Raw genomic sequence first — 22,051 nt, 5'->3', positions numbered from 1 at the left:
AGGGGGCGCGCTTAATCTTTCGGGCAGCTTCCGTGGAAGGCGGTTTTCATGCGGGTTTCGTCCAGTTCGCCTTCCCAGCGCGCGACAACCAGTGAGGCCACTGCATTGCCGATTACGTTCGTCAGCGCTCGGCATTCGGACATGAAGCGGTCCACGCCAAGGATCAGAGCCATACCAGCTACGGGAACGCTAGGAATTACGGACAACGTAGCGGCCAAGGTGATGAAGCCGGCGCCTGTTATACCCGCGGCGCCCTTCGAGGAAAGCATCGCGACCAGCAAGAGGAGGACCTGATCGGTAATTGACAAATGCGTGTTCGTCGCCTGGGCGAGGAAGAGGGCGGCCAGCGTCATGTAAATGTTGGTGCCGTCCAGATTGAATGAATATCCAGTCGGGATGACGAGACCCACGACCGATCGCTTGGCGCCGGCCTTCTCCATCTTTGCCATGAGCGAGGGCAGCGCGGCCTCCGAGGAGGACGTTGCCAGGACCAGCAGCAGCTCTTCCTTTATGTAGCGCAGGAGAGAAAAGATCGAGAAGCCGTTGTATCGGCAGACTGCGCCAAGAATCCCGAAGACGAAGAGGAAAGCAGTGAAATAGAACGTGGCGACCAGCATGGCGAGGTTGGCCACCGAACCGATGCCAAACTTGCCGATAGTGAAGGCCATGGCTCCGAAAGCGCCGACAGGCGCAGCCCGCATCAGGATGCCTACCAGCTTGAACACCGGCGCGAGGAGCGCCTGAAGCAAAGAAAGCACAGGCTTGCCCGTGTCGCCGACCATCGCGAGAGCGATGCCGAACAGAACCGAGAAGAACAGGACCTGCAGGATGTCGCCGTCCGCGAAGGCACTGACGATCGTTGAGGGAATGATGTTCATCAGAAAGCCGGTCACCGACTGCTCGTGGACCTTGGCGGCATAGCCCTTCACGGTCTGGACATCGAGCGACGCCGGATCGATGTTCATGCCGGCACCTGGCTGAACGACATTTGCGACAATGAGACCGACAATCAATGCGAGGCTCGAGAAGGTGAGGAAATAGATCATTGCCTTGCCGGCGACCCGGCCGACCTTCTTGAGGTCATTCATACCGGCAATGCCGGTCGTCACGGTTAGAAAGATCACCGGCGCGATGATCATCTTGACGAGCTTGATGAAGGCATCCCCGAGCGGCTTAAGGCTCTCGCCGACGTCGGGGTAGAAATAGCCAACTGCCACACCGAGCGCGATGGCGGTAAGCACCTGAATGTAGAGCTGGGCGTAGAAGGCCTTGCGGGGCGCAGAACCCGCGCTTCGGATCGGAGCCAACAGATTTCTCTCCCTGACCGGGTTGCGGTGGGTCTCCTCCCTCCGCGCTTCTCCCATCGCGGCGCTCCGGTCACGCGCTGCTGGCATGTCGACAGCAAGTGACGTGCCAAGTGCGAGACCCGTGCCCAACACGCGTAGTCCTGCGCTCGGTGCGGCAGCCTCAACAGGGCGGGCTGTGCGGGTTTCCGCACTGTTGCCGTCATCTCTGGCGAAATCCCGCACTAATGCCCCCAGCTTTGCGTCATTGCTTTGCCTGGTGCCACCGGTCGGCAATTCTGGAATCTGCCGTTCCCGCTCGCCTGTTTGTCGCATTTGCGACCCGGCCGGTCACGGGAGTGGAAGATTCGCTACACGACCGGGCGGGCTCCGCTGTAGCCGCGGCATGTCCACGGTGGTGGATAAGACCGGCTGGTTCACCGGACTTGGCGCATCGGTGACTCAGAAGAGGGGTCGCGAATTTGTAGCCGCTCGACGACACCTGTCGGCCATACTGTCCGCGGTAGCAGGCTATGCCGAAGCCCCCGAGGCGTCGGCCTCGGTAGGCTCACCCGCCTGGGCATCCGTGAACACCGGGGTAATTCTGCCGTTCAGATCGATCTGTCGGAAATTCCAGCTGATGGAATTCTATCATGTCCTCTGCCTTTCCTCTCAGAAATGCGAGGAAAGCTCGGTTGACTAGCCTGCCTCATTCCCGCTCTGTAGCGCAATGTGTGGTTGCGCTCCGGAAGCCTGAACCGCGCCTCAGTTCAGTAAGGATAGCAACGCATGCATCAAGCCTTGCCTCCGGCGTCGTCCGTGCTTGCCCCTGGTCTGGGCCCGGCCCAAAACCGTGACCCACACTTGATCTTGTTGAAAGCAGTATGTCGCCTGCGGAACTCTGGCGTCCTGCCGCCGACACCCCAGGACGGCCCGCATCAACCTCTTCAGCCTTCCGGTAAGCGGCTGCCACCCGCGAGCAAGTGCGCCAATCATGCTGCGGCTCGCGGGGCGAAAAATTCTTCTTAGTGCCGCCCATCGGTGGCTCGGGCGCTGATGACGTCTGACGATGCGTCTCCGCCGGCGGACATCGCAGATCCAGATGGCGCGGTGTTGCTGTCGCGCCCCCAGATCGAGGATGACATGTCAGATCAACACAATGGTCGCCAATCTGAAGGCGGTGCTGAGCAGGCTTCGTCAAGCACATCACTCGACGATGAATCGGCATCCGCCATTCTGCCGTCGCGCGCGAGCGCGCTGGCTGGCATCTACGAAATTTCGAGAGCACTCACCGCCCCGTCCGCGCTCGAGGCCAGGTTGGCCAACGTCGTAGACCTGCTGCGATCGTTCCTGCAGATGCGGCACGGCATCATCTCTTTCCGGCCATAATAGCGAACTGGAAATTATCGCAGGCGCGGGCGGGACCAAGAGTTGCGGTGAGCGTTGCCGCACGTACCTGCCGCGGAATGCAATCGACCAGGTTTTGGCGACGGACAAGCCCCTGGCGACAGAGAACATCGCGGTTCATCCGGCTTTCACCGCCGCCGACGTGGACGTGCTCGGGGCTTCCGACGACATACCAGTGTCCTTTATCGGCGTTCCCATTCGCGTCGATTCAAATGTCGTGGGCACGCTGAGCATCGATCACGTGCTGCCCCATGGCTCAAGAGTCTGGCTCGACTACAGCCTCTGTCTGCTCCCGCTAATCGCCAACCTGGTAGGCCAGGCAGTAAAGTCGCATCGCTCGTTCGAGCTCGACCGCGAGCAACCGATCGCAAAGCAGGACTGCCCGCCAAAGCGGAAGCCCCTGGCCCTGCAACGTAACACTCACGTGGAGGGGATGATTGGCGACAGCTTGGCGCTGCGCGGCTTGCTTGAGAAGGTCGCGCTCGTAGCCAAGGCCAAGATTGCGGTTCTGTTGCGAGGCGAATCCGGTACCGGGAAGGAGCTGGTCGCCAAGGCTATCCACGAATTATCCCCACGCGCCAAGCGGCCCTTCATCAAGCTCAATTGCGCGGCTCTGCCCGAGACGGTGCTGGAATCCGAATTGTTCGGCCATGAGAAGGGTGCATTCACCAGCGCGTTCAACTCGCGCAAGGGGCGCTTTGAGCTCGCCGACAAGGGGACATTGTTCTTGGACGAGATCGGCGAGATTTCGGCCTCGTTCCAGGCAAAGCTCTTGCGCGTGCTGCAGGAGCAGGAGTTTGAGCGCGTCGGCGGCAACCAGACCATCAAAGTCGACGTCCGCATCATTGCCGCGACGAACAAGAACCTGGAAGAGGCGGTCGCCAGAAACGAGTTCCGTGCCGACCTCTACTATCGCATCAGTGTTGTTCCTTTGCTGGTGCCGGCGCTTCGCGAAAGGCGCAGCGATATTCCGCTCCTTGCAGCAGAGTTTCTGAAGAATTTCAACGATGAAAACGGCCTGATGTTGACCTTCGATCCGAGCGCAATCGAAGTGCTGATAAACTGCGACTTTCCCGGCAATATTCGCGAATTGGAAAACTGCGTGTATCGGACCGCGGTTCTGGCGGCCGGGCCATCAATCGGGAAAGACGACTTTGCATGCTGCCAGGGCAAATGCTTCGCCGAGGCCCTGCATAATTGCCGGCTCGGCAAAGTCGCGCAGCAACCTTCGCCGGTCGGGCCGCCGCCACTGGGTCGGGCCATACCGCCAACTGCTGCCGGCAGTCCTGCCGCCGTCGCGCCCCTATCAGAGGCTTTAGGGCAGCCGCCGCTGGACTCAACCGGGGTCATCCACTCCGCGGGAATGGCCGATGCCGAACGTGTCATCCACGCCATGGAGAGATCTGGCTGGGTCCAGGCAAAGGCGGCGCGCCTGCTTGGATTGACGCCGCGCCAGATTGGCTACGTGTTGAGGAAATACGGCATTGAGATCAAACGCCTTTGAACACATCACAGAGCCGAGTAGCTGAGACGTCAAGCATTCATGCCTTGGCGCCTTGAGACGCGGGCCCTCCTGCAGTTCCGATCCGATCCGATCCGATCCCGCAGGCCGCGCTGGCCCGCGGTGGTCGCTCGGGCGAGCGGCTGACGGCTGTCAGCCAATGTCGATCGCCAGCTCGTGCCGACACTGAAACAGAAACGGAGAAAAATTGATGTCTGATGCAAAACTGCAAACTGTGCTTTCTTCTCTGTCGCAAGTAGCGAGGCAGCTGGATGTTCTGCTGTCCGACAAGCCGGCGCCGGATCCTTGTTGCGTCAAGCTGAACACGAACGAGAACCCGTTTCCGTTGCCGAAAGTCATAATGCAAAGTGCAATGGCCGCTCTCGGACAGCAATATCTTTATCCAGAAGACGACAACGCCAGCTTGAGGCAAGCAGCATCGGAAGCCTACGGCGTCTCGATGGATCAGGTGATCGCCGGAAACGGATCGTCCGAACTGCTCGGGCTTATCTACCGGGCCTTCCTGGTTCCAGGAGACAAAATGGCGATGTTGTCGCCGGGGTTTTCCTTCAACCGCAAACTTGCCCGTTTGCAGGGTGCCGAATTTCTCGAAATTGGATGGGGCGCAGATCATTCCTTGCCGGTCGACGACTTGCTCCTGGGACCGGCAAAAGATGCCAAATTCATTCTGCTGGCCAACCCAAACAATCCGACCGGAACGTTTGTGCCGGTGGCCGATGTCGAACGCCTGGTATCAGAATCAGACCGCCTGATTGTCTTGGATGAGGCCTATGTCGATTTTGCACCGGATAATGGTCTGCATCTCGTCGATCGTTATCCAAACCTCCTGGTCTTGAGAACATTCTCGAAAAGCTACGCCACCGCCGGCATTCGCGTCGGTTTCGGACTTGGCCACCCTGAGGTTATCGGCAGGCTGCGGGATCTCCAGAACGTCTTCAACATGAACGTAATCGGCCAGGCGGTTGGCATCAGTGTGCTTGGGCACCGCAGCGCCTATGCCGAGAACCACAAGCACATCAAGCATGAAAGACAGCGAGTGACGGTGGCACTGTCGAAACTTGGATTTTCCGTAATTCCGTCTCACGCAAATTTCCTGCTAGCGCGTGTGCCAGCGGGGCAGGAAGGCAAATGGTGGCAAGCGGCTCTGGAAAGGCAAAAGATACTCGTCGCCTTCTTTGAGGATGCAGGGCTGGAAAACCACATCCGCGTCAGCATCGGTACAAAAGCTGAGATGGATGAATTTCTTGAGGTCGCCAGAGAGATAGCTGCAACGGCTAAGGAAACGATCCCGCTGTGCCAGCCGTCAGCGGCCGCTGCACCTGCCTTAACCAGTCGGTAGTTCCCCCGCATTCACCGCCGATAATTTGAATTTGCTTGCATCATTGCGGGCCACGAACTGTTGCAAAGAGTTGGAGAAGATTTGTGAAGAATGCCTTTCCCCGGGGCCTGACCTTCGGCATATTCGACCATCTGGATGAGGACGGCTGCGAGATTGCCCGTCAATACGCCGATCGCCTGAGTTTAGCAGAGGCGTGCGATCACCTTGGCTTCTATGCATATCACTTGGCAGAGCACCACTGCACTCCGCACGGCATGGGCCCATCGCCGAATTTGTTCTTGGCTAGCGTCGTCCAGCGCACCCGGCGCCTTCGCGTCGGCCCGATGGTGATGCTGCTTGCCCTTTATCATCCGCTGCGTGCATTCGAGGAGATCTGCATGCTGGACCAGTTGAGTGGGGGCAGGGTCGAACTGGGCATAGGGCGCGGCTCTCTTCCAGTCGAACTGGGTTACTTCGGGATTGCTGCGGAGGCAGCGCCAGGTCACTATGCGGAAGCCAGCGAAATCCTTATCGAGGCGATGAAGGGCGGCGACACGCTATCCTATCGCGGCCGCCATTTTGAGCTGAATGACGTTCCTTTGACGCTGAGATCTCATCAGCGCCCCCATCCACCGACATGGATCGCCACCAATAGACCCGAGTCGGCCAGCTGGGCCGCTGCAAGTGGCGCAAATATCGCATGCCTTGGGCCTGCCTCTTCTGTTCGCAGAGTTACGGATGCATTCCGAGCCTGCCGGGAGCGCAGTGCCGACGCGGACGAGCGGGAGCCATTTCTTGGAATGCTCCGCATGGTCGTGATCGCGCGAACGGAAGCAGATGCATATGCGCTCGCGGCACCCGCTTACGAAAGATGGCTCAAGAGCTTCAGGTTTCTCTACGACCTCAATGCGCTCCAGACGCCCCCAAATCTGCCGCTGAGCTTGGATGCAGCAATCGAGAGCGAATTGTGCGTGGTGGGAACGGCATCTTCCGCGCGACAAGCTCTTCTTGATCAGCTCGAAGAGGCCGGTGCTAATTATCTACTTTGCCAACTTGCATTTGGGAGTCTGTCCTTAGACGCTTCGCTATACACCGCAAGGTCGATCCAATCTGAAATCATGGCTCGGGTTACCTGATGTGACATGCGCGTTCAGCGTTCGGAGTTGAATTTCTCCGGCGCACCATCACCTTCCCGGTCACGCGCATGATGCCGATATAGTGCTTGGTGTATGGGTGAGGGCGCACACGCTTGTGGAGGCCCTACATAGTGGAGCGACCGGCCTGCCGACTAAGAACTCGCCCCGATTTCCCTTTCGCAAGAGAGGGCGAACTTGTGCGCACCAAGTCAGAGCCCCGGTTTCTGAGGCATAGAGAAGCTTGCTATAGCTCATCATTTAAGGCAATATGAGTTATAGAAAGGTGTGCTATAACTCATGGTATGGAATTGGGAGCAGGCTGACTGGCCGCATTTTACCTACGATAAGGAAGAATTGGAACCGCTGGAAAGGGAGTTCCTGCTGCGATCGGGTGAGTTCCTGGGTGTCTTTCGGCACGTCGGTTCTGACGATCGCGACCAGATACGCATCGATCTTATCAGTGAAGAGGCCTTGAAGACATCCGCGATTGAAGGGGAATACCTCAACCGCGAGAGTCTGCAATCATCCCTGCGCCAGCAACTTGGGCTGGGCAGCGAGAACAGGCGCATTCCGCTTGCCGAGCGCGGCATCGCGGAAATGATGGCCGACGTGTATTTACATTTTGGCCATGTCCTCTCGCATCGCACTCTGAACGCTTGGCACAAGATGCTGATGTCGGGGGAACGGCGTATTGAGACGATTGGCAATTACCGCCAGCATGCCGACGTCATGCAGATCGTTTCCAATCGGCTGGATAAGCCCAAAGTGCATTTCGAGGCACCTCCTTCAGCGCGGGTAAAAGCCGAAATGGATGCTTTCATCCCTTGGTTCAACGATACCGCGCCTAAAGGTAAGGCCCCGCTCCCGGCGTTGACGCGAGCCGGTATCGCGCACCTTTATTTTGAGAGCATCCACCCATTTGAGGACGGCAACGGCCGCATAGGCCGTGCCCTCTGCGAAAAGGCGCTGGCGCAAAACCTGGGCGAGCCGAGTCTCATCGCGTTGGCTTATACGATCGAACGCCACCGCAAGGCCTACTATGACAACCTGGAGGCCAGCAACAAGAGCAACGCGGTTACCGATTGGCTGCTCTACTTCGCCAACACGATCCTTGAAGCGCAGCGCGTAACGCTCTCCCGTGTCGAATTCTCTGTCGCCAAGGCAAAATTTTACGAACGCCACCGCGATCAATTCAACGAGCGGCAGGAAAAGGTCATCGCCCGAATGTTCCGCGAAGGCATCGACGGGTTCAAAGGAGGGCTCAGCGCCGAGAACTATATCGCCATCACTCAAGCATCGCGCGCGACGGCGACAAGAGATCTGCAAGACCTCGTTTCCAAGGGCGCGATGATAAGAACTGGTGAACGGCGACACACACGTTACGCCCTGAACGTTCTGGATGACCACAGGTAAACCGTAGCACAGTTTTATTGCCACGTTACTCGCGCAGCGACACGTGCGAAGTTTTGAGCAAAAAGTCTACGAATTCGGGATCGCGCCGGGCAAAGCCTGAGCGCACCAAGTCCGACTAACGGGTCCGTCTGCATTCGCTGAGAGTTTCAGGGCACGGTTGCGGTCCCAGCGCGTTTTTGTGTCAATTTCGGCAATGTTCATGGCGCTTCGGGCGACCGAAGCGATAACTCCAAACGCATCGGCGGTGCCGTCGGCTTCGCCTTTCTCAAATCACATTCGATCTGGCCCATCTGGTTTGTTATATGGGCAAGCAAATCACGTCCTTTGTGACGCGCCGATGCAAAGGAATAGAGGGCCCGCTGCTACCGATTCGGGATAATTGCGGAAGTGCAAGCCACACTTCAGTTCGGTGGCTTAGCCGTGGTCAAAACCATCACCTCGCCGTGCAGTCGCGCCTCATGACATGGATAGTGGCGGAACGGCGGCTCACGAATGATTAGATCGTTCGAGATCGGGTCCAGTCAGTGCCGGGCGTGTTCGCATTGGCTGTGGTCGGCCAGCACCTCAATCACCCGGCATTCGCCGACCTTCCCGTGCCGGCAGCCTTCGACCATGAGTTCCAGTTCGGCCTTCAATGCCGTGAGGCTGCGTATGCGCTGAACGACGTCGGCCAGCCGCGCCTGGGCTATGGTGTCGGCCGTGGCGCAGGGCTGGCCGGGATTATCCTGCAACGTCACCAGGGTGCGGATGGCTTCGATGCCGAACCCCAACTCGCGTGAATGGCGAATAAACGCCAGCCGGCGCAAATCGCTGGTTTCATAGTGCCGTCGATTGCCTTCGCTGCGGTTCGGCGCGGGCAGCAGGCCGATCTGCTCATAGTAGCGGATGGTCGGCACTTTCACGCCGCTCTGTCGTGCCGCTTCGCCAATCGGGACACCGCGCATCATTTTTCGCTTGCTCCTCTACTCGCTAGAGAATGTAGCGTGCCTCTGGAATGGTTCAAGGAGTGAGACGATGGCTGCAACCGCCCCACAAACCCGTTATCGCGTTGAAGGCATGGATTGTGCCGGTTGCGCGACGAAAATCGATAGCGCCGTGCGTCGCATGCATGGCGTCCAGGATGTGAACGTCTCGGTCACGGCGGGCACCATGACCGTCAGGCACTCTGCCCAAACCGACCTCGCCGCGATCGAAAGGAAGGTGACCGGCCTCGGCTATTCTGTGGCTCAGCTTGCGAACGAAGCGGCAAAGAATGCCAAGCCGGCCGGGCACGGCACCAAAGGCGGCCATGACCACGCTGGCCACGACCATGCCGGCCACCACCATGCCGGCACAGACAAAGATGACCACCACGACGTGGAGGGCCTGAATGGCCACGACCACACGCTCGCCGCGGGGCGGTGGTGGAACAGCGCCAAAGGCCAGCTGAGCATCGCCAGCGGCGGCGCATTGGCCGCAGCTTTTGCGGTTCACTATTTCTGGCCGGCCACCGGCCTCTGGCCTTCATTGCCGCCATGCTGATCGGACTGGTGCCGATTGCAAGGCGAGCTGTGATGGCCGCACTTGCCGGCATTCCCTTCACCATCGAAATGCTGATGATCATTGCGGCGATCGGTGCCGTCATCATCGGTGCCGGCGAGGAAGCCGCCACCGTGGTCTTCCTGTTCCTCGTCGGCGAGTTGCTGGAAGGCGTGGCCGCCGGCAAGGCGCGCTCCAGCATCCAGGCGCTGACCACGCTGGTGCCCAAGACGGCATTCCTGGAGGAGAATGGCGCCACGCGCGAAGTTCCGGCCGAAGCCCTTGGAGTTGGTGCCGTCATTCTGGTGCGGCCGGGCGATCGCATTCCTGCCGACGGCAAGATCATCGAGGGCGAAAGCGTCATCGATGAATCGCCGGTGTCGGGGGAAAGCGTGCCGGTGCGCAAGGGCGTCGACGCGGACGTGTTCGCCGGCACCATCAATGGCGACGGCGTGTTGCGCATCACCGTCACGGCTGCGGCGTCCGACAACACCATCGCCCGCATCGTCAAGCTGGTCGAGGAGGCCCAGGAAAGCAAGGCGCCGATGGAACGCTTCATCGACCGTTTTTCACGCTGGTATACGCCCGCCGTCGTCGCCGTGGGGACTCTAGTCGCCGTCGTCCCGCCGCTGGCCTTCGGCGGCGCCTGGAACGAATGGATCTACAAAGGCCTGGCGCTGCTGCTCATCGGCTGCCCCTGCGCGCTCGTCATATCGGTGCCGGCGGCAATCGCCGCCTCGCTCTCGGCCGGCGCCAGGCGTGGTCTTTTGATGAAAGGCGGCGCGGTGCTGGAAGGTTTGGGCAAGATCACCGCCGTGTCTTGGGACAAGACCGGGACGCTGACTGAAGGCCAGCCGGTGGTGACGGATGTCGTGGCCATCGGAATCAGCGAAAAAGAGGTGCTGTCGCTGGCCGCTGCACTCGAAACCGGATCGAGCCATCCGCTGGCCTTGGCTATCCTGCGAAAGGCCAAGGCCGATCGCGTGCCGGTGCCGCCGGCGGCGGAGGCCAAGGCGCTCGGCGGCAAGGGCGTCGTCGGTCGCATTGGCGATAAGAACGTCTTCCTGGGCTCGCCTATCGCTGGAGGCGAGAAGGTCGCGCTGCCGGTCGAGCAGGCGGCCCGCATCGCCGAACTCAACGACCAGGGCAAGTCGGTGTCAGTGCTGTTGATCAACGACGTGCTCGCCGGTCTCGTCGCCATGCGTGATGAGCCTCGGCCGGACGCGCAGGCCGGCCTCAAGGCGCTGACTGATGTTGGCATCAGGACTGTCATGCTGACTGGCGACAACGAGCGCACGGCGGCGGCAATCGGCAAGCAACTCGGTATCGAGGTGCGTTCGGAACTGCTGCCGGAAGACAAACAGCGCATTGTAGGGGAGTTGAAACGGCAAGGGCTGACGGTCGCTAAGGTCGGCGACGGCATCAACGATGCGCCGGCGCTCGCCGCGGCCGACATCGGCGTCGCCATGGGCGGCGGCACCGATGTCGCCCTGGAGACGGCGGATGCGGCGGTGCTGCATGGCCGCGTGGGCGATGTCGCGGCGATGATAAAACTCTCCCAGGCGACCATGGCCAATATCAAGCAGAACATCACAATGGCGTTGGCGCTGAAGGCGGTGTTCCTGGTGACCACGGTATTCGGCATTACCGGCCTGTGGCCCGCCATTCTCGCCGACACAGGCGCGACAGTGCTGGTGACAGCCAATGCCATGCGGCTTTTGCGCTGGAAAGGTGGGGTGTAGATTGCCGACTTCTATGTTGTTTGGGACGGCTCGATGAGCAATAACCATTCGCATCGAACCGGCGCTTCTTATTCGTTCGCGCTGTTTATCGGGGCATTTCTGGCGATTGCCCTTTTAGGTGAGCCGCTGACTGCCCCGCTTGGCAACTGGGTTTATCTGCTGCCTGAGGGACTTCGCGATCAATGCCGTGACCATGGCCGCCTCCTCTTCAAGGGTGGCGATTAGGCGGTTGATCTGAGAAGCCGTTGCACCGAGTTTGGTAGCGAGTGACGAGATACTCCCGGTTCTGGCTGAGGGACCGAAATATGTAACACTCCGGTAACGAGGTGGTTGCGGCGCCATTAAGACCGCGAGGAAGGCTCCAGAAAGGTGTAAGCCCTCCCGGTATCTACACAAGTCATTGGATTCCTACGCCTCGCGGTTGAACAAGTTTACCTCTTCGCTTATTGTCGATTCGCTCTTGGCATGAGCATGGCACTCGCCGTTCCGAAGCTGCTGGCAGCATTGCCCATATCCTCTGCAAACCTTCAACACTCATTCGGGCTTGAAGGGCGGTTGGCGAGTGACGCTTACGGATCAAGCCAGGAGAATGATCATGTTGACTGGTGACGTGCGTCCTACGACGCTCGAAGGTGTAAAAAGTCTCGCTGCGCAACTGCGCAAGGAGCGCGGCATTAAGCACGCGATAGCGCTTGATCTTGCGGCTCAGGCAGCAAGTTGCTCAAATTTCCGGAACGCCCAACGCTTACTTGTCCAAGGAGGGCAGGAGGCTACACGTCCGTATGTTCTGCTAAGCATTTATTGGTGCGATGAGGAGCAGAAATATGCCAGCGGGCGCGAGACCCTAAAGATCGAGCTTTCGCGAACAATTCTGGAAACCTGTGGGAGATATGCCCTTAAGAAGGTCCGAGGGTTCGGCAACCTTCGGATGGTCGCGGATGACCATTTTATCTGCGATGCCCTGGCTCCGTCGCAAGCGTATGCCCGTGAGCGTCTATGCACGGCAGAGCGTTCGATCCGCTTCATGGAATACACTGGGTTGCGTCCTCCCCGAAGTTCTCGCCAAGCTCACCCTAAAACCCTAGCCCAGGACCAGCTGCCAAATAGGGATCATGCCACCGCTTGGATTGACCCTAACAGCGGCCAATTCATTCTAGTCGACGAACCCTACGGGAAAGCCCCTGACGAGATTAAGCGGGCCGCTTGGGCCGCTCGCACGGGCTGGAAGATCGTGAAGACTGATTGGCCAGGGATGTACAGCCCTTACGATTGCGATCTCTACGTCGCGACGGACGCCAAATCTGGCTATGATGTGGAAGCCATTGTTGCAAAAATTGAGGCCATGCCGGCCCCTTTGGTCGCCGAGAATTGGGCCGGGGAATCGTCTCCGTCGTGGGATACGTTCGTGAGCCCGTTAGCCAAGACGACCCAAGATCTGCGCCGAGCTCGGTGTCGCGGTATGGTCTATCCGAGTGCCAGCGCCACTTCCGTACCCTACTCTTACCAACTCGGCTCGACCCGGCGTCGGCCGGTCGGTGAACTTGGGGTTGCCGGACACATCGAGGCAGGAAGCATCATCAAAGCGGTGCTGATCTCGCGTCATCGGTCTGGCGGGGTCTGGAATCGCTTAAGTCCCTTGCGCTCGACTTTGGAGGACTGGATGGAGCTTGAAAGGCGTCGAGGAGAACTGGACGGTCACGAGTTTTTCCAAGTTTATTATGGCGACACGATCGCCAACAAAGACCACCTTGAAAAGGGGAAATCGCGGGAAGGTGTCGGCTGGATGCTTGGCGAGTTAAAGGCGCAACTCCAGAGGGCATATTCGGACTGCGCCCCGCTTCGCCGGCAGCTCCATCGCATCGAGATGTCGGTATCTCTGATTAGAAATGAAGTCGACAGGTAATTGAAGCTCAGCTTGAAAGGTTGCCAACCTTCGCGTTGATACCATCTATGGGCACGCCCCTGTTTGCCAGGTGGTAATATTCGGTCCAGTGGTTCAGCTAAGAAGAAGTTGGGCGGCATCAGCTGGGTAGCTGGAAATCGGCACGTCATGTTCAGGTTCTGGCTCAGCAGTCAGAAAATGTTTTTCAACAGTCAGGATGACACTCGCGTCCTTGGTCAGCTTGCACTGCGCGTGAATCTCCGGACCGAGCTTCAGGTCAATCGAGTAGCGCTTGGGATTGATCGTCGCCTTCGCCTGCTCAAAGAGGGCGAGAGATTCTGCCGTCAGCTTGCCGGTACCCCAGAATTCGAACCGCAGGGGCAGGTTCTGCCAGTCGGGATGTTTCCGGGCAGCCGCGTAGCATGTGGGCACGTTGTGCTGGAGCCACCGCTTGAACAGATCGTCCGGAATATAAGCGTAAGGGTTGTAACCTTTGCACTCGATCATCAGGACTTCGGCGCCGTCGCGGATGACGATGACATCGGCTTCGGCCTCGCGTTTTTCGGTCTTGAATTTCTGGTTGATTCGTATCCCCGAATGGGGCAGGGATTTACGTGCAATATCAGCAGCCAAAAACTCGAATAGCACGCCGCGTAACTGGATAGAGGCGCCCTCGATCCTGCCGAATTTTTTGAAGAGGGTGTCGAAATCATCCGGGTCGATGACTGACATCGCACTCTTCATAAGCACCTGTGTCAGTTGCGCGAGGCCCTCGGCAACCTCATGCCCAAAAAGAGTTGTCGGCGTCGCCGGGATGATACCCGCGCGCTTCGCCTCGAGGAAAGCCTCTCTGGTGTAGCGGTTCGCAACGAACATCTGCAGACAGGATCCAACCTTCCGCAACCGGCGTAGTGTTTGGCATTTGTGTATGAAGGGCCTGATGCCCTCCTCATCGACCGTTTCCCCCAACAGCACGTCGCATGCAATGAAGCCGTTCTTTCCCACACCGTCCTTCGAGTACTTGAGCATCGGCGCTAGATATGAGGGGGCGGTCAAGTCCCAGGCGAAGGTGCCGACGGTGGGCAGCTTCGGTCCGTCCCTAGTCTGGATACGGTCGTAGCTCGCGAGCCCGAGTTTCTTAAGCCAGTCTGTGATAGCGGTCAGCAGCAGCGATTCGGTTATAAGCCTCGCTCGTACCCAAGTCGCCTTCGTTTCATAGTGTTCCTGCTCCTGCACGAGTGCGACGCACTCGCCCAAGCCGCCGACCGAAATCTTTTCGATAAGGTTAGCCGCCTGGAGGCGGTCGAACACCGTTTCAGGCGATAGGTGTTTGAGCTGCTTGAGCGGGGATCCGCACGCGATGCGGAAATGTTGGGCGGGAATAAGCCCACCTCGCTCAATTAATGCGGCAAGCCCCAGTCCCAATGCAGATTTGTTGTCGATCAGGGCCTTTTCAAGCGCCAACCAGTAGCGGGGTGATCCAAAATCCTTCTGGAGGTACAAGAAACGGGCTTTGCGCGGAAACGTGATTCCCGACAGTCTCTTCGCGACCGGTTTCGGCCCTTCCGTAGCGCGAGATACCCGCTTTCTGGCTGCCGCCGGCGCGACCTTCAATGTCGTGACAAGATGATCCGCGACAGCACTGCTAAGGTTCGGCCCAAACCGGTCCAGAAACAGCTCAATAGCGTCGGCCATACTCACCTCATGTCACACAGCGCAATTAATAACATGACTACATGTCGCTCTCCAGCTTTTTCACGTGCGCCGTTTCGTCTTTGATTTTGCTCGATAATTTTGGTGCATTTATGTGGCACTCGGCAGGTTTGTCACAGTGGCGTTGTCCGATAGGGTCGGATCATGGTGTCCAGGCGGTCATTCCAGCAAGGGTCGGAACCTTTTCAAGGACGAAGGCGACGCTGTAGCGAGCACGAGTCATTGCTACGTAAGTTTTGGCCCGGCTCCCCTCAATATGCGCGTCGTTGCCACTTATCAGCCACGCGGCCATTTTCTTGGTTGGGAAGATCAGCACGCGCTCGAACGTCAAGCCTTTAGAGATGCCGAAATTCATTGCGTCGTGGCCATCGCACGGGCTTCGCTTGTCATAGCGCAGGACTTGCGGCTGGTATTTCAGGACGTAGTCCGCCACCGCACTGGCGGGGATATGGAAGACACCGTCGTGGCCTGTGCGCATCCTGTTTTGGGATGTGGTTGTCGGCTCCGCGGGATAGAGCGCGTCCGCGAAGTCGGTGATTTCCTGGTTGCAGCGGTAGCTGACACGGCGATAGTCTAGCGAGCACAGCTTGCTTTTCTCCCATTCGCGGAACTTTTTGATGATGGCATAACCTGCATAGCCGCTGTTCTTGCCGGAATAGTTGGTACGGAAGGTAGGCTGGCGGTGGTCGCCGACGAGGGTCAAGTTGACGCCAGTCTTCATCATAGCCTCGAGTAGCTCAAGGTCATATCCGGCCATGTCCTGGATTTCATCAATATAGATGCGGTCGAAGCGCTGTTTGAGACGCTCCAATATCTTTCCGCCAGAAGCCTTATCGCAGGCACATACGAATTCGGCGAGCCGGTCGGATAGGATGTCGTCGCTCGATGCGAAGTAATATGCGCGTATCTGTGAGGCCTTCGCCCAACTCTTGGTTTTCCCGGCGACCCAATGGATGCCGCTGATGCGCGTCTCGTACAAGGAGCGTTGGTACGGACGCGCCAATTCTCTAAGTAGGAACGTGAACCATGAGATGACCTCGATGTGCTCGGCCGGCACCGCATTGTGCTCGACAATGCCCTGACGGATGCCGGTGATATTGTTCTCGGTGTAGGTGAGGATTGCCGTCCTTTGGCCCGGATTGGCCAAGGCATCCTTCACAATTTCCATGGTCTTGCCGCCACCTGCGGCGCAGATGACCACGTTACTCGACGGCATTGGCAATATACCCCGGCACCGTCCAGGTCTCCGCTGTGTCGAAGAAACGCAGAGCGCACTCGGTCTTATTGCCTGCCATATAGGCTTTCAGCAGATCATCGGTCGCATGGGAGGTGCCTAGCACTGTGTTGACCTTGTCACGGCCATTTGCCTTCAGCAGCTGCGGCTCGAGGGTCGGAAAGCCGGTGTCGGTGTCGTAGCAAATCCGGATGTGGGTAATGCCGTCGAACTTCTCGTATTTCTTCTTCAGCGCGGCAACGTCTCCGTCGTTGTCGGTTACCACCGCGACATCCAATTTCAGTATCTGGGCAATTTCCAAGAATCGCGCAAAGGCGAGCGAATTAACGGTGATCACGTCAACCCCGTCGGCCAGCGGCATCTTCTTGTGCTGCTTATAATAGGCCTTTTGCACCACGAGTTCGTCGGACGGACCTTCTACCAGGATGGCTTTCTTCGACAGGATCAGCCGCAAGGTGTCGTGCCCGGGCAGTTTCATGAAATACCGGTGGGTCGCTTTCTCCAGGTCAGACAGTTTGCCGTTAAAGCCTCGTTTGAACAGGATCGCGTTCTCCACACCAAGTTTGTTAAGGACAAAGCTGCTGTGCGTCGACATGATGATTTGGCGTGCTCTATAGGCTTCTGAAATCGTGTCGATGAGCACGTTGAGATTGCTGAAGGACAGATGATTCTCTGGCTCCTCGAGCAGGAACAGGTGCGAGTCGGCGCTGGAATTCATGGCCAGGCGGATCTTCACGCTGTTCTGCTCACCCTTGCCGATTAGTGTGATCGGAATGTCATTGAGGTGAGGCATGATACCGGCGTCCCAATTACCCTTCGACGAGTTGTCGAGGGATACGGTGATGTCCTTGCCAGAGATATGCCCTTTAAGCTTGGCAAGCTCGGTGTTGATCCTGCTGACGCTGGGCTCATCGAGGAACGTGTTCTTCATCTTCCGGTAGGCAAGCGACAGCTCGGCCTGCTGCTTTGCGTTCATCACATCCCGGACGATGTCGACGACATATTTGTTGGCCGATGCCGTATTCCTCACGATGCTGGCGTCAATGAAGGTGCATTTCGTGGGAATCGAACGGGCTGTCACCGGGTTGCCGCTGAAGCCGTTCCATTCGACCCGATAGTATTCGACCGGCAACGTCCGGACATCGGCCATATGAGTGACGTAGGCCGCGAACTCGGGCTTGAAAGCTTCGTTAAACAGGATGGTAAGCCGAAGGCCAGGCACGTCCTCATTCAAAGAATTGTTGGTGCCCTTAAGATGTGTGAGGGCTGCGTCGTCCTTGAAATAGAGCTCGATCGTAATCTGAGGTGGCAAAAGTGGCTTACTTGACGTGAGGGAGGCGATATAGGCGGCAACCGCCTCAACGTTAAAAAGGTACGGATGCAGTTCGGCAATGATCGACCGGCCGTTCAACAAGCCAGTAAGACACAGGTTGATGGCTTCAAGCAGGGTGCTCTTACCGCACTCGTTGTCGCCCACTATGATGTTGAGATGTTCATTGACGGGCACCGTCGCCCTCTGCAGTGTCCGATAGTTTTCGACGATAACCTTCGTGATATTCATGCGACGTTTCCCGAATCACTTCTCTAGCACAGTGTTCCGCCAGGCCCGCTTTGCTGACAAGATCAATCGGCGCCATTGCCAGATTTTTCAGCTTTCTGTGAGGTTTGAAGTGCAATTAGCGATCCAAGTATCTGACGATTGATGCTCGTCCAGGTCAGAAACAGGAGGGTTGCCATAGAGTGGGCTAGATAGACGGCGAGGACGGCAGCGACGCTAGTCCGTCAAATCAATGATCGACATAATCTGATCTGCCACAACACGGGGAGTCGCCGTCGCATCGATGATGTGGCATCGCTGAGGTGCACGTCGTGCAACTTCTAAGTATCCATTACGAATGCGGCCAAAATTGCGCGTTGCTTCGGCAGGATCGTCGCTCGGCTTTCCCGCCCTAGCATTGCGACGCCGGACCGCGGTGTCGGCGTCGATGTCCAAAATGAAGGTGAAGTTGGGCATCGTATTGCCGACGACCTCAGCAGTGATCTCCTCGAATGCCCGTTCTGAAACTCCTGTCTGAAAGACCTGGAAGGCGAAGGTCGAGTCGACGAACCGATCGGTCACGACCCAGTTCCCTGCGACCAGGGCAGGGCGGATCACCTCGTGGACGTGGTTGAAACGCGCGGCCGAAATGAGCAGCATTTCCTCTTGGGGTGACAGAGGGGAGGGCCGCTCGGCAGTAAGTATCGAGCGGACGTCAGGGCCTATCCAGCCCCCGTCCGGCTCTTTGGTCTTCAAAACATTTAAGTTGCGCGCCCTCAGCGAGGCTGCCAAAAGCTCAGCTTGAAGAGTTTTTCCACTGCCATCGATTCCTTCGATACTTACAAACGGCAACTATTCCCCCTATACCCGCCTGCCCACTTCTTCGATGCGGAATTTCCATGTATCGTTCAGACGTCGTAGCGTTCGTCTCCGCCGGCATGCTTGCTCCCAAGAAGAGGGATCACCCGCTCGCTCGTCGCCAGCTCTATCTCAATATGGCGCCCTGTCCCTGGCTACTACACTCCAACTTGCCGGACATAAAGTGGTGCTGGTTCATGGAGAGCACCGGACGCCAGATGAAGTATTTGCTGAGATGCAGGCATCCGGCAGGTTTCCATTGCGGTACCCCCTAATGCTGTCAATTCCAAGCTTCTACGCCTTGCCATGGGCTCAGGCATTTTGCCGGTTAGTGAAAGCGGCGGATCCGGATTGCAGGATCGTGGTAGGTGGACGATGGGTTGTGGGGCCAGACATGGAATGGTTCCGGACCATGCTCCCGGAAGCGGACGAGTTGGCGCCTGGATTAGGCGAACCATACATCGAAAATTTGCTAACTGAACATCCGGTGCTTGACCGTATTGCGGTTCCCACTCCGGGCTTCACGCTCAACCATCTGCTGGTCGATGGTTATTTGAGATATCAACCGAGTGTCGAGGCTTCGCGCGGCTGCGGGATGGGCTGCAAGTTCTGCGAGGAGCGCGACATTCCGGTCGAGAAACTTGGTCATCCTGCAATCATCGCGAAGTCCCTGGCCGGGGTGCAGGAGCAGTACGGTGGTGGTGAAATTCACCCGTATCTCCAGTCGTCCATGTTCATGCCGACTGCGAGATGGGCAGCGGCGCTGGCCGACGAGACTAGGCGACTCGGACTCAAGATCGGGTGGAGAACAGAGACACGAGTTGACGTGATGAAACCCTCCACACTGGCGGGGCTGGCCGAGGCCGGACTGCAGATCATCGATCTGGGATTGGAAACGGCGTCCCCCTCTCAGATATTGGCCATGGACAAATCCGACAAGCCGGATCGCTACCTACGCAGCGCCGAAGACCTACTGGCTGCGTGCCGCGCTCACGGCGTTATGGCTAAGGTCAACGTCTTGCTATACGCAGGCGAGTCCGCCGCTACCTTAGGCGAAACAAGGGCTTGGCTGGACCAGAACGCTTCCGCCATCACGGGTATATCGGTCGGGCCGGTAATCGCATACGGTCCTCCCAAAACAGCCAGCATCCTCATCGACAACTGGGCTGCTCTTGGGGCACGCCCGGTCGATCGGGATAGTGCCGCGAAGACCGGCATTTCCGTAATGCATCTGAGCAAGGATTGCGACGCCGACGCCGCGGAAGCGGTCAGCCTTGAGCTCTCGCGCCGATACATGGATGCAGACGCGTATTTCGCTCTGAAAAGCTTCTCATATTATCCGCGAGGATACAGTCGTGCCAACTTCGACTTCGATGTCGAGGCATCGGAGCCGGCGTGTCTCCCCTTCGCAGTTTCCGAATATGCGTGGGGGTACCCGGAGTTTTAGAAGGCAAACACATATTGCGAATAAGGGGGTCACACAAACATGCCAGCGAAGATGATCAAAGACCCGATCCACGGGTTTGTCGAATTCCAGGGCGACGCCGAGAATGCCCTTAAGGATCTGCTATCCGATCCGTTCTTTCAGCGGCTGCGTCGAGTCAAGCAGCTAGGTTTCTCTGATTATGTCTTCCCTTCCGCTACCCACTCCCGATTTGCGCATTCCCTCGGTGTGTATTCCGTCGCAAAAAGAATGCTGTCGGTAGTCGAGCCAGAGGCACGGCAAGGCAATTGGTCGCTAGAAGGTCAGGCATGTCTGACAGCCGCCCTTCTCCATGATGTCGGCCATGGCATGTTCAGCCACGCCTTTGAGAAGGCGATGGAATTCTATTTTACAAGGAATCCGGAGCAGGCCGAACAGCGTGTCGGCCTTAAGGATGCCGTCGATCACGAAAAGGTCAGTCCCAAGATAATCTTAGAGTCGTCTGTGGGGACAGCGTTAACGAAGCTTGGCGGGGAGGAGTTCCCTCAGCTTGTAGCGGACATGATCACGAAATCGAGGAAGGGATGCATTTACACCTCAATCGTATCCAGCCAGCTTGACGCAGACCGCCTGGACTATGCCAAGCGCGATCCTTACTTCGCCGGCGTATCATCGGGTGGCATCGATCTTGACTGGCTGATCCGGAACTTCAAGACGGGCGAGAGCCAAAACGGCCGCTTCCTATACGTCAACAGCAAGGCTTACATTTCGCTTGAGCAGTTCACGGTCACGCTGTTCCAGCTGTATCCAACCCTCTATCTGCACAAAAAGACCCGGGGGCTTGAGTATATGTTCGCGCTATTAATGAGCAGGGTGTTTGAACTGGTTGCCGTTGGTGACGAAGCCGCCGCAGGCATTTCGGCCGACCATCCTTTCGTTCAATTTTTTCACAGACCGCATGATCTGGAGAATGCGTTGCTGTTGGACGACACTCTCTTTTGGGGATCGCTTTACCTTCTGCAAGGAGCCAGCGACCAATCTATTGCGGCGATCGCACGGCGCATCGCCTCAAGGAAGATCTACCCGATGCATGACGTCTGGAAGATGGCGGATGAGGCCGCCGCCGAGGATACCCGTATTCAGAAGCTTACAGCCGTGGAGCGTGTGGCCAAGCTGCACGGCGTCTGCCAGGAGGTTTGCGAGGAGATCGGCGAGAACGAGAAGCTGTGGAGCGATGGCTGCTACTACGACACATACGATCGTCCGATTTACAAACCGAAGAATATGATCGGAGGAGACCCTCAGCAGATTAACGTCGAGGTCGGCGGTAAGATCGTGGATATAGCATCCATCTCGCCGGTGGTGGCCAGTGCAGCGTCTTTCAATATTCATAGGATTTATTATGACGATCGCATCGCAGGGCAAGGCCGAAAGCTTGAAACGGAACTCAGGACCTTGATAGCCAAAAAGCTTTCAGCTGAGGAAGAGTAATGGGAGGGGATGCAGGTGTCCTTCAAATTTGCCAGCTGCCGCGGTTTGACAGTCCTTGAGCCGTTCCCAATCCACCCGATCGAAGGCCAGATTGGTGATCTGCCGATTGGGCATCGATGCGCATTTCGCAAAAACCGCACAGAGGTTCCGCAAAATTCCCGGACAGTGTTTCGCCAATCTCGGGCAGTTTGGTGGCGACGGTCCTGGATGCCTTTTGCGTTAACGGATGGTTGCTTTCGCCGTTTTAGGGCGATTTATGGGCGCGGCCTTTTTGCTCTCCGCATTCTGTCGCCCCCGGAGCACCATGGGGCGTGCGGTGTGCGGTGTGCGTTATGCACGATCCTTTGAGAATGTCGTCGGCGACGGTGGGTGTGTGATGAGGTAATGCCATTTGGCCACAGGGACATAGGCGGCGCGGCGATATCGTTCCCTGACGATTCTCGGTAAGGTAGTGGGTTCCGAAACGATCGAGGACGACCAGTTGCGCGCGGCGAGTTTGTCGATGAGGAGCGGTTAGCGTCCATCGAGATGGGCGAGTGCAATCCTCGAACAGGGCCACGCAGAAACGATCGAG

The 22,051-nt window shown here is 57.8% G+C and carries 13 protein-coding genes and 2 pseudogenes; 9 read left to right on the top strand and 6 right to left on the bottom strand.

From position 1 onward, the window contains the following. Nucleotides 1-11: 11 nt before the first annotated feature. On the bottom strand, nucleotides 12-1,364 hold the full coding sequence (locus tag ACVDG8_RS13360; RefSeq protein ID WP_447257332.1) for a dicarboxylate/amino acid:cation symporter: 1,353 nt from the start codon (nucleotides 1,362-1,364) through the stop codon (nucleotides 12-14). Between the two features lie 1,062 nt (nucleotides 1,365-2,426). On the opposite strand from ACVDG8_RS13360, the pseudogene nifA reads away from it, so the two are divergent. The 4 genes and pseudogenes from nifA (at nucleotide 2,427) to ACVDG8_RS13340 (ending at nucleotide 8,079) form a co-directional block, all read left to right on the top strand. Beyond that, nucleotides 2,427-4,194 (top strand): annotated as a pseudogene (gene nifA / locus ACVDG8_RS13355) (nif-specific transcriptional activator NifA). 208 nt (nucleotides 4,195-4,402) lie between these two features. After that, nucleotides 4,403-5,551 (top strand): histidinol-phosphate transaminase, encoded by a 1,149-nt coding sequence (hisC, locus tag ACVDG8_RS13350; RefSeq protein WP_447255072.1) that lies wholly within the window; start codon nucleotides 4,403-4,405, stop codon nucleotides 5,549-5,551. Between the two features lie 83 nt (nucleotides 5,552-5,634). Next, a complete protein-coding gene (locus ACVDG8_RS13345) occupies nucleotides 5,635-6,666 on the top strand; it encodes an LLM class flavin-dependent oxidoreductase (RefSeq protein ID WP_447255071.1) in 1,032 nt (343 codons plus the stop codon). A 297-nt stretch (nucleotides 6,667-6,963) separates the two neighbouring features. Further along, on the top strand, nucleotides 6,964-8,079 hold the full coding sequence (locus tag ACVDG8_RS13340) for a Fic family protein (protein WP_447255070.1): 1,116 nt from the start codon (nucleotides 6,964-6,966) through the stop codon (nucleotides 8,077-8,079). A gap of 521 nt (nucleotides 8,080-8,600) precedes the next feature. Here the strand turns inward: ACVDG8_RS13340 and ACVDG8_RS13335 are convergent. Then, nucleotides 8,601-9,023 (bottom strand): MerR family transcriptional regulator, encoded by a 423-nt coding sequence (locus ACVDG8_RS13335; protein ID WP_447257330.1) that lies wholly within the window; start codon nucleotides 9,021-9,023, stop codon nucleotides 8,601-8,603. Nucleotides 9,024-9,093: 70 nt separating this feature from the next. Between ACVDG8_RS13335 and ACVDG8_RS13330 the strand changes: the two are divergent. The 3 genes and pseudogenes from ACVDG8_RS13330 to ACVDG8_RS13320 all read left to right on the top strand — a co-directional run bounded on the left by ACVDG8_RS13330 (nucleotide 9,094) and on the right by ACVDG8_RS13320 (nucleotide 13,242). Continuing rightward, nucleotides 9,094-11,339, top strand: a pseudogene (locus ACVDG8_RS13330) (heavy metal translocating P-type ATPase). A 33-nt stretch (nucleotides 11,340-11,372) separates the two neighbouring features. Further along, nucleotides 11,373-11,564, top strand: coding sequence for a hypothetical protein (locus ACVDG8_RS13325; RefSeq protein ID WP_447255068.1), 192 nt, complete (start codon nucleotides 11,373-11,375; stop codon nucleotides 11,562-11,564). Between the two features lie 370 nt (nucleotides 11,565-11,934). After that, complete coding sequence (locus tag ACVDG8_RS13320; protein ID WP_447255067.1) at nucleotides 11,935-13,242, top strand: DUF5623 domain-containing protein; 1,308 nt, start codon at nucleotides 11,935-11,937, stop codon at nucleotides 13,240-13,242. Nucleotides 13,243-13,335: 93 nt separating this feature from the next. Here ACVDG8_RS13320 and ACVDG8_RS13315 read toward each other — a convergent pair whose 3' ends face one another. The 4 genes from ACVDG8_RS13315 to tmk all read right to left on the bottom strand — a co-directional run bounded on the left by ACVDG8_RS13315 (nucleotide 13,336) and on the right by tmk (nucleotide 18,557). Continuing rightward, nucleotides 13,336-14,916, bottom strand: coding sequence for a hypothetical protein (locus tag ACVDG8_RS13315; RefSeq protein ID WP_447255066.1), 1,581 nt, complete (start codon nucleotides 14,914-14,916; stop codon nucleotides 13,336-13,338). Nucleotides 14,917-15,076: 160 nt separating this feature from the next. Next, nucleotides 15,077-16,150: a UvrD-helicase domain-containing protein gene (locus ACVDG8_RS13310; protein ID WP_447255065.1), complete on the bottom strand. Its 1,074-nt coding sequence runs from the start codon at nucleotides 16,148-16,150 to the stop codon at nucleotides 15,077-15,079. Beyond that, nucleotides 16,137-17,729, bottom strand: coding sequence for an ATP-dependent nuclease (locus ACVDG8_RS13305; RefSeq protein WP_447255064.1), 1,593 nt, complete (start codon nucleotides 17,727-17,729; stop codon nucleotides 16,137-16,139). The genes ACVDG8_RS13310 and ACVDG8_RS13305 overlap by 14 nt, the downstream gene beginning before the upstream one ends. A 213-nt stretch (nucleotides 17,730-17,942) precedes the next feature. Then, nucleotides 17,943-18,557, bottom strand: coding sequence for a dTMP kinase (gene tmk / locus ACVDG8_RS13300; RefSeq protein WP_447255063.1), 615 nt, complete (start codon nucleotides 18,555-18,557; stop codon nucleotides 17,943-17,945). Between the two features lie 190 nt (nucleotides 18,558-18,747). On the opposite strand from tmk, the gene ACVDG8_RS13295 reads away from it, so the two are divergent. Both ACVDG8_RS13295 and ACVDG8_RS13290 read left to right on the top strand, forming a co-directional pair. Next, nucleotides 18,748-20,010, top strand: coding sequence for a B12-binding domain-containing radical SAM protein (locus ACVDG8_RS13295; protein ID WP_455707746.1), 1,263 nt, complete (start codon nucleotides 18,748-18,750; stop codon nucleotides 20,008-20,010). A 39-nt stretch (nucleotides 20,011-20,049) separates the two neighbouring features. Further along, nucleotides 20,050-21,477, top strand: a complete 1,428-nt coding sequence (locus ACVDG8_RS13290; RefSeq protein WP_447255061.1) for an HD domain-containing protein — start codon at nucleotides 20,050-20,052, stop codon at nucleotides 21,475-21,477. The last annotated feature ends 574 nt before the right edge of the window (nucleotides 21,478-22,051 follow it).

This window comes from Mesorhizobium sp. ORM8.1 (assembly GCF_053005525.2).
The sequence above is the reverse complement of the archived record's forward strand: the minus strand, read 5'-3'. Positions and strand labels throughout refer to the sequence as shown.